This window comes from Aeromonas lacus (genome assembly GCF_000764665.1).
GTDB lineage: Bacteria > Pseudomonadota > Gammaproteobacteria > Enterobacterales > Aeromonadaceae > Aeromonas > Aeromonas lacus.
Window position 1 is genome coordinate 1 of the sequence record NZ_JRGM01000034.1, and the last position, 8,710, is coordinate 8,710.

The 8,710-nt window shown below is 56.3% G+C and carries 11 protein-coding genes; all 11 read right to left on the minus strand.

Features of this window, described 5'->3' with window-relative positions; translation table 11 throughout:
• Nucleotides 1-193 precede the first annotated feature (193 nt).
• Nucleotides 194-1,003, minus strand: coding sequence for a tol-pal system protein YbgF (ybgF, locus tag LG31_RS0105575; RefSeq protein ID WP_033113509.1), 810 nt, complete (start codon nt 1,001-1,003; stop codon nt 194-196).
• Between the two features lie 12 nt (nt 1,004-1,015).
• Nucleotides 1,016-1,540 carry a peptidoglycan-associated lipoprotein Pal gene (gene pal, locus LG31_RS0105580; protein ID WP_033113510.1) on the minus strand — a complete coding sequence of 175 codons (525 nt, stop codon included), beginning with the start codon at nt 1,538-1,540 and terminating at the stop codon, nt 1,016-1,018.
• A 49-nt stretch (nt 1,541-1,589) separates the two neighbouring features.
• The gene (gene tolB / locus LG31_RS0105585) at nt 1,590-2,915 is read right to left on the minus strand and encodes a Tol-Pal system beta propeller repeat protein TolB (protein ID WP_033113511.1); all 1,326 of its coding nucleotides are present in this window, start codon (nt 2,913-2,915) and stop codon (nt 1,590-1,592) included.
• A 3-nt stretch (nt 2,916-2,918) separates the two neighbouring features.
• Entirely contained in the window at nt 2,919-4,052 is a 1,134-nt protein-coding gene (gene tolA / locus LG31_RS0105590) for a cell envelope integrity protein TolA (protein ID WP_033113512.1), read from the minus strand.
• 5 nt (nt 4,053-4,057) lie between these two features.
• Entirely contained in the window at nt 4,058-4,504 is a 447-nt protein-coding gene (gene tolR / locus LG31_RS0105595) for a protein TolR (protein ID WP_033113513.1), read from the minus strand.
• Nucleotides 4,504-5,193 carry a protein TolQ gene (gene tolQ, locus LG31_RS0105600; protein WP_033113514.1) on the minus strand — a complete coding sequence of 230 codons (690 nt, stop codon included), beginning with the start codon at nt 5,191-5,193 and terminating at the stop codon, nt 4,504-4,506. Before tolQ ends, tolR begins: the two co-directional genes overlap by 1 nt.
• Nucleotides 5,194-5,589 (minus strand): tol-pal system-associated acyl-CoA thioesterase, encoded by a 396-nt coding sequence (gene ybgC, locus LG31_RS0105605; RefSeq protein ID WP_033113515.1) that lies wholly within the window; start codon nt 5,587-5,589, stop codon nt 5,194-5,196.
• 105 nt (nt 5,590-5,694) lie between these two features.
• Entirely contained in the window at nt 5,695-6,006 is a 312-nt protein-coding gene (locus LG31_RS0105610) for a cyd operon YbgE family protein (RefSeq protein WP_033113516.1), read from the minus strand.
• Entirely contained in the window at nt 5,993-6,109 is a 117-nt protein-coding gene (gene cydX / locus LG31_RS20290) for a cytochrome bd-I oxidase subunit CydX (protein WP_005304933.1), read from the minus strand. The genes LG31_RS0105610 and cydX overlap by 14 nt, the downstream gene beginning before the upstream one ends.
• Before the next feature lie 14 nt (nt 6,110-6,123).
• Complete coding sequence (cydB, locus tag LG31_RS0105620) at nt 6,124-7,260, minus strand: cytochrome d ubiquinol oxidase subunit II (RefSeq protein WP_033113517.1); 1,137 nt, start codon at nt 7,258-7,260, stop codon at nt 6,124-6,126.
• 11 nt (nt 7,261-7,271) lie between these two features.
• The coding region (locus LG31_RS0105625) for a cytochrome ubiquinol oxidase subunit I (protein WP_033113518.1) at nt 7,272-8,710 on the minus strand (1,439 nt) is incomplete at its 5' end.

Below are 8,710 nucleotides of genomic sequence, written 5' to 3' on the forward strand. Positions count from 1 at the left end.
CCGACTGAGCTAACGACCCTCACCACGGCCAGTACCGACTGCATTACTGCTTCGGCTCTGACGGCGGCCTATATTACGGATTTAAATTTCCGGTGCAACAGAAAATTCGTAATTTAAATTCGTTTGCTCACTGTGCGTACAAATGGCAGCTGTTTTTACAGTACTGTTACGAAAACAGTGACATACGGCAATGTTACAGCTTGCTCAGGCTCTGCTTCGCCAGCTGTGCCGGAGAGGTGTTGGGATACCCCTTGATCACCTGCTCGTAGAACGCTTTCGCCTCGGCCTTCTTGCCATCCAGCTGTGACAGCATCCCCAGCTTCAGCAGGGCATCGGCGCGCTTGGGCGACTTGCTGTACTTGTTGGCGACGGTAGAGAACTGGGCGGCAGCGCCGGCTCGGTCACCCTTGTTGAACAGCAGCTGGCCCAGCCAGTAGTGTGCATTGGGGACATAGCTTGAACTGGGGTACTGCTTGATGAAGCCCTGGAAAGCCGGAATGGCTTTGTCATAGTTCTTCTCTTTGAGCACCATGTTCACAGCAGCATCGTAGGCCTGATTCTCGTCCTGATTGGTCGAGTAGTTGACGGCCGGGGCCGGATTGGCGGCAGTGGCTGCAGCTGGTGCGGCGGCGGCCGGAGCAGCGGCCTGCTGCTGGCTGCTCACCTTGTCCAGCTCCTGGTAGAGCTGACGCTGGCGCTCTTGCGACTGCTCCATCTGGTAGGTCTGCTGCTCCAGCTGACCACGCAGCTCGGAGACCTCCCCTTGCAGGGAGTCGACCTGCTGCTGCAAGTCAGCTTGCAGTCGCAGACGGGCGTTCAGGGTGCGCTCCAGCAGGGCAACCCGATCTTCGAGGCTACCGCTGGGCACGATGGCACCGTTATTGCCACTCAGGACAACGCCGCCGGAATCCCCCCCCAAATCGCTGACCGGAGCCGCGGCGTGGGCAGAGACTGCAAATAAAACGGCCATCGAAATGGCCGCTTGCTTATACACAAAATTCATCCGTATAGAACCTTAGTAAACCAGAACCGCACGGCGGTTTTTGGCAAAGGCTTCCTCGGTGTGGGACAGATCCAGCGGCTTCTCTTCGCCATAGCTGACGATGGAGAGCTGCTCGGCCTGCACACCCAGGGTTTGCAGATACTTGGCAACAGCCTTGGCACGACGCTCACCCAGAGCGATGTTGTACTCCGGAGTACCGCGCTCATCGGCGTGGCCTTCGATCAGTACTTTCACGCTCGGACGCTCGCGCAGGTAGCTGGCATGGGCATCCAGCAGATCAGCGTACTGACCCTGGATTTCGTAGCCGTCAAACGGGAAGTAGATGACGTTGTCGCGCTGCAGCGCTTCGAACTTCTGACGCATCTGCTCTTCCGGGGACAACATGCCGTTGGCGCCACCGGTTTGTACACCGCCCATGCCGTCGGTCATACCTGATTCGGCACCAGCAGAGCCTGAATCAGAAGAGGAGCTACAAGCAGCCAGGGTGAACAGTGGCAGTGCGATGGCCAAACCCTTGAGCAGTTTATTGAGTTGCATGCTATTTCCTTAAACCTTTATAACAAAACAAAAAACAATTGGATTTTTATCAATTCAAGAAGGGCGACCAAGCTGGTGCACGAATTTCACCGCTACTGGTCGGAAGCACAGCCTTGAAGCGACCATCAGTCGACACCAACGCAAGACTCTTACGACCCTGATAGATGGTGGCATAAATGATCATGCTGCCATTGGGAGCCACACTTGGGGACTCGTCCAGTGCACTCTGAGTCAGGACCAACTGGGCATTGTTTTCCATGTCCTGACGGGCAATACGGTATTGCCCTTGAACCCGGGTCACCATCACCATGATCTTGCCATCAGGTGTGATGGATGCGCCTTGGTTGGATTCACCTTCCCAGGTCATCCGGCGAGTCATGCCAGTCGCCAAATTTACGCTATAAATCTGGGGTTTGCCACCACGTTCAGAGGTGAACAGCAAATTTTGCCCGTCCGGCATCCAGGAGGGTTCGGTGTCGATTACCCGGCTGGTGGTGACCCTGGTCAACTGCTTGCTAGCGACATCAACAACATAGAGGTTCGGCGACCCGTCCTTGGAGAGAACGATAGCCAGACGACGACCATCCGGAGACCATTCCGGCGCACCGTTGATACCGCGGAAGCTGGTGATCAGGCTGCGCTGCTGGGTGTAGATATCCTGCACGTAAATCTCGGATTTCTGGTTCTCGAAGCTCACGTAGGCCAGCTTGCTGCCATCCGGCGACCAGGCCGGGGACATCAGCGGCTCGCGGGAGCGCAGCAGGGTCTTCTCGTTGTAACCGTCGTAGTCGGAGATCCGCAGCTGATACGGGAACTGGGTCCCCTGCTGTACGGAAACGTAAGCCAGACGAGTCAGGAAGGCACCACGCTCGCCAGTCAGACGCTCATAGACGATGTCGGAGATGCGGTGGGCGAACTGACGCATCTGGGCCCCCGGGATGGTCGCCATGCGGCTATCCAGGATGTAACCGTTGCTCTCGCCACCCTGCGCCTTGGCCAGCTGCCCCTTCAGCACATCGACCAGCTCGAAGTTGATCTTGTAGGTGCCGTCACCCACGGCGGCGATGGAGCCTACCACCACAGCCTCGACCCCCTGGGCAGCCCAGGGTGCGAAGTTGATTTCGCTGCTGCTGCTCGGGGTCTGCGGCATCTGGCTGCGCGCCAGCGGCTTGAACTTGCCGCTGCGCATCAGGTCGTTGGAGACCACTTCCGCGATATCCTGCGGCAGCTGGCCGTTGCCTTCCCACTTGAAGGGGGCAACGGCGACGGGACGGGCGCTGTCAATACCGCCAGTGATGACGATATCCAGAGCCGCATGGGCACTCTGGCCCAGCAGCAAACAACCAACCAAAGCAAAAAACACTTTTCTGATCATGGCTTAAATACTCGGTTCCAATTTGAGGTTAAATTCCTTCAACATCTCGAATGCCGCAGGATCCTTCGGCACCGGCAACTGGTTGGCCTTCAATACGGCCGCCTTACCGGAACGACATACCGCCGGGTCACCCTGGCCGTTATCCACCGAAATGACAAAGCCACTGCTCGCAAGACGTACGCCGATAGTACATGTTTTGCCCCGCATGGTGGGATCCAAAATCATATACCGCTCAACAGTGGCCTTGATGAGAGCCGCATATTTGTCGACTTCGCCTTGGGCTGCTGCCGATGCTGCCTGACTGCGGGCATTGGCCTCAGCTGACAGCTGCTGCTGCATCATATCTTCCATCTCTTTTTGCAGCTTGGCCTGCTCGGCTGCTTTACGCTTGCGCTCAGCCGCGATCTTGGCCTGCTTTTCGGCCTCTGCCTTGGCTTTCTTCTCTGCGTCAGCTTTTGCCTTTTTCTCCGCCTCTTCCTTGGCCTTCTTCTCGGCCTCGGCTTTGGCTTTTTTCTCAGCTTCTGCCTTGGCTTTCTTCTCGGCTTCGGCTTTGGCCTTCTTGTCAGCTTCCGCTTTCTTGGCCTTGGCTTCTGCCGCTTTGGCCTTCTCTTCGGCCTCTTTCTTCTCTTGTTCCTTTTTCTTCTTCAGCGCCAGCGCCTTACTCTCGGCTTCCGCCGCTTTACGCTCGGCTTCGGCCTTCTTAGTCTTCTGCTCTTCCAGCTTGCGGGCTTCTTCGGCTTTTTGGGCCTTCTCTTCAGCCTGCTTCTGCTCGGCAACTTTCTTCTGCTTCTCGGCCTCGGCCTTGCGAGTAGCCTCTTCGGCCTGTTTGCGTTTGGTCTCGGCGATGCGAAGCTGCTCCTGTTTCTGAGCCAGCTCACGCTTGGCGAGATCCGTGTCTTCCTTATCCTTCTCTTTCTCTACCTTCTGAGGCTTGGGCTGAGATTTCTGCTGCTGGATCTGCTTGGCCTGTTCGTTGAGGAAGTTCTCATCGAGCATGACGGCCTGGACGATCTGTCCCTGCGACTCGGGCCGCTTCGGCTTGCTGAAGTCGAGACCGACAAACAGGATGATGCCGATGATCAGGTGCAGCAGAAACGATGCGATGAGATAACCGGAAATACCACGCTTCACATCCATCTCCGTCAATTCACCGGATCAGTCATCAGGCCAACCTGAGGAACACCGGCTTTCTTGAGGGCCACCATCAACAGGATCACCTCTTCGTAGCGCACCGACTTGTCACCGGCCACCACCACGGGAGCGTTCTGGTTGATGGCCAGATAGCCCATGGCTTTCTCGGTGATGTACTGCTGCATCGCTTCGGGCGTACCGCTTGGCACCGGCTCGTCCTCGGCTTCGCCCGCCTTGATGACATACTCGCCATCGGTGTTGACGCTGACGATGAAGGGCGGCTTGGCATCTTCCGGCAACTGCTCGGATTCCGCCTGCGGCAAGTCAACCTTGACCCCCTGGGTGATCACCGGCGTTACCGCCATGAAGATGATAAGCAGCACCAGCATGACGTCGATATAGGGAACCACGTTGATCTCGGCCACCTTCTTGCGCCGGATCCGCTGATAGGTTTGCATTACTGATCACCCTGCTGCTGTGCAATTTGACGGTTCAGAATGGTGGTAAACTCGTCCATGAAGTTGGCGTAGGCGTTCTCCAGCTTTTCCACCTTGTTGGAGAAGCGGTTGTAGAAGATAACGGCCGGGATGGCGGCAAACAGACCCATGGCGGTGGCGATCAGCGCTTCCGCGATACCGGGTGCTACCATCTGCAGGGTCGCCTGCTGTACCTGACCCAGGGCGATAAAGGCGTTCATGATCCCCCAGACGGTACCAAACAAGCCGATGTAGGGGCTGATTGAACCAATGGTCGCCAGCACCGGCAGGTTGGACTCAAGCTCATCCACCGCACGGGAGAGGGAGACACGCATGGCACGATACGTACCGTCCATCACCGCATCCTGACCACGAGCGCCGGCCTTCAGCAAGCGGGCATACTCCTTGAAACCGGAGTAGAAGATATCTTCCATGCCTTCGATGTCATCGCGGCGGGAAGAGGACTCCTGATAGAGGCGATTGAGATCGACCCCGGACCAGAAGCGATCTTCAAACTGCTCAGATGCGATATTGGCAGCCTTGATCGCCTTGGATCGCTGGATAATCAGCGCCCAGGAGACAATCGACATGCTCATCAGGGTCATCATGACCAGTTTTACCAACAGGCTGGCTTGCCAAAACAGGCCAATAAACGAAATTTCAGCGTGCACTTACAGCACTCCCTTCACATTTACAGGTATTGCAACAGGTTTCATTTGCGGATGACTGACACAGGCTATCTGTACCATGGCCTGAGTAACCAGTCGCCCATCAGCCGCCAGGATCTGCTGTGAAAAACGCATGGATGCGCGTTTCACTTCAGTCACTTGCGTTAACACATTCAAAAGTTCATTAAAACGGGCCGCCGAGCGGAAATCGATCTCTGTTCGACTCACGACGAAGGCATATCCCTCCTGCAGCAAGACGTCCTGTTCGACCCCTTTTGCACGAAGGAACTCGGTGCGAGCACGTTCCATAAACTTGAGATAATTGGCGTTGTAGACGATGCCCCCGGCGTCGGTGTCCTCGTAATAGACACGCACCGGAAACTCATGGACTTCCCCCATAACAATCTGTGATCCATTCGACAGTCAGATGGGGGGCTATCATAGCGCAGCGCTGAATAGGAAAGAAGCAGGGGGAGGCAGGGAAATCCTGCCTCCCCCTGTTTTTTATGAGAGGAAATATGAATGTGTCAGCCAAAGGCCATACAACAAACTAGGCCAGGCGAGCCAGGGGTTGAACAGGATCCGCCCGAACACGCTTTTCAGATGAAAGCCGAGTCCGTTCAGGATGCCGCAGCAGACCGCCCACATCAGCCAGAACGACAACCAGTGGCCGTGGCTGCTGGTGTTGGCTGCTATCAGATTGGGGGCCTGCAAAATAGCGACGGCCAACAAGGCCGCCGCGAGTAACATCAACCCCTGCCAGGGCTGGCGCTCCAGTGGAGCGGCCAGCCTGACGAGTCGATCACTTGTTTTCATCGATCTGACGATCCATGTTCTCGGTGTGTTCCAGCCACAGCGCATTGATGATGCCAAATGCACAGGCCAGCAACAGCCCCAGGATCCAGGTGAAATACCACATTGTCAGCGCACCTCTTAATAGAGAGATTGTTGGTTATCTTCGATGTGCTTGTTGGTTACACGGCCAAACATCTTGATGTAAGTCCAGATGGTGTAACCCAGCACAATCGGTACGAAGACTGCTGCAGCCACTGTCATCACCTGCAAGGTGTTGAAGGAGGCAGTAGCATCCCACATGGTCAGGCTCAGTGACGGCTCAAGGCTTGAGGGCATCACGAACGGGAACATGGAAAAACCGGCTGTGAGGATGACCCCGGCAATCGCCAGCGAGGAGCTGGTAAACGCCAGCCAGCCGATGTTCATCCGAGCAAACAGCGCAGTCAGCAGGCTCATGGCCAGACCCAGTACAGGGGCAGCCACCATCCACGGATAGAGGGTGTAGTTGTTCATCCAGGCACCAGCCTGCAAGACAACTTCCTTGTTCATCGGATTGGATACTGCGTCAGTCGCGGCAGCCTTGACGATGACATACCCTTCCATACCGCTTACCCACCAACCCGCGGCAGCAAACAGCACCAGCGTCACCAGTGAGCAGATCATGGCGGCAGTGCGGGAACGCGCCAGCACTTCACCGTCGGTCTTCATCATCAACCAGGTTGCGCCCTGGGTGAGCAGCATGAACAGGCTAACCAGACCAGCCAGAATGCCGAACGGGTTAAGCAGGCCAAAGAAGTTGCCGTGATAGGTCAACATCATGAACTGGTTAAACTCGAACGGAACACCTTGCAGCAGGTTGCCAAAGGCCACACCAAACACGATGGGAGGAACGGCACTACCAGCGAACAAGGCCCAATCCCAGTTGCTGCGCCATTTGGCATCAGCACGCAGCGAGCGGTACTTGAAGCCGACCGGACGCAGGAACAGCGCCATCAGCGTCAGGATCATGGCGATGTAGAAGCCGGAGAAGGTCGCGGCATACACCATCGGCCAGGCAGCGAACAAGGCGCCACCGGCAGTGACCAGCCAAACCTGGTTACCTTCCCAGTGCGGCCCCATGGTGTTGAGCATCACACGGCGCTCGACATCTTTCTTGCCGACGAACGGGAGCAGTGCCCCTACCCCCATGTCGAAGCCGTCAGTGATGGCAAAACCGATCAGCAGTACGCCGACCAGAGCCCACCAGATGACACGCAGAGTTTCGTAATCAAACATGGTCGCTCTCCTTATGCCTTGATCTGTTCAAAGTGATACTTGCCAGTCTTCAGGCTGCTGGGGCCAAGACGGGCATACTTGAACATCAGGTACATCTCGATAACCAGAAGTACGGTATAGAACAGGCAGATACCGATCAGAGAGAACCAGATTTCAGATGCAGCCAAGTTGGATGCAGAGAGGGAGGTCGGCAGCACCTCTGCAATGGTCCACGGTTGGCGACCATATTCAGCAACAAACCAGCCAGCTTCGATAGCGATCCACGGCAGCGGGATACCCCACAGCAGACCCTTGAGCAGCCACTTGCGCGTGCCGATCTGGTGACGGGCACTGTCATAGAAGGCCATACCAATCAGCACCAGCATCAGCATGCCGACGGCAACCATGATGCGGAAGGCGAAGAACAGCGGCAGAACCTGTGGGATGGAGTCATCCACGGCAGCCTTGATCTGCTCGTCAGTGGCATCAGTCACGTTGCTGGTGTAGCGCTTGAGCAGCAGACCGTAGCCCAGATCCTGCTTCACTTCGTCGAAACGAGCGCGGGTCTCGTCAGACTTGTCACCGGATTGCAGCTTGGTCAGCAGGTCGTAGGCGGTCATACCGTTACGGACGCGCAGTTCGTGCTCGCTCTTCAGATCCTTCAGACCGGTTACCTGACCGTCCAGAGAACGGGTCGCGATAATGCCCAGAGCATAAGGGATCTTGATGGCGTAGTCGGTGCGCATCTCTTCCTGATTCGGAATACCGAACAAGGTAAATGCGGCCGGAGCAGGTTCAGTTTCCCACTCGGCTTCGATAGCGGCCAGTTTCACCTTCTGTACTTCACCGGTCTCGTAACCGGATTCGTCACCGAGGATCAGCACGGACACGATGGAAGCCATACCAAACGCAGCGGCAATGGCGAAAGAGCGACGGGCAAACGCCACATCACGATTCTTCAGCAGGTAGTAAGAGGAGATACCCAGCACAAACATGGCGCCACAGGTATAACCAGCCGCCACAGTGTGGACGAACTTGACCTGAGCAACCGGGTTGAGCACCACGTCAGCGAAGCTCATCATCTCCATCCGCATGGATTCGAAGTTGAACTCGGCACCGACCGGGTTCTGCATCCAGCCGTTGGCGACCAGGATCCAGAGAGCGGAGAGGTTGGTACCCAGCGCCATCAACCAAGTGGCAGCCAGATGCTGATGCTTGCTCAGACGATCCCAACCAAAGAAGAACATACCGACGAAGGTGGACTCCAGGAAGAAGGCCATCAGCCCTTCGATTGCCAGCGGGGCCCCGAAGATATCGCCAACATAATGGGAGTAGTAAGCCCAGTTCGTCCCGAACTGGAACTCCATGGCCAGGCCTGTGGTTACCCCCAAGGCAAAGTTGATACCAAACAACTTACCCCAGAATTTGGTCATGTCCCGGTAGATGGTGTTGTTGGTCATCACATAGACAG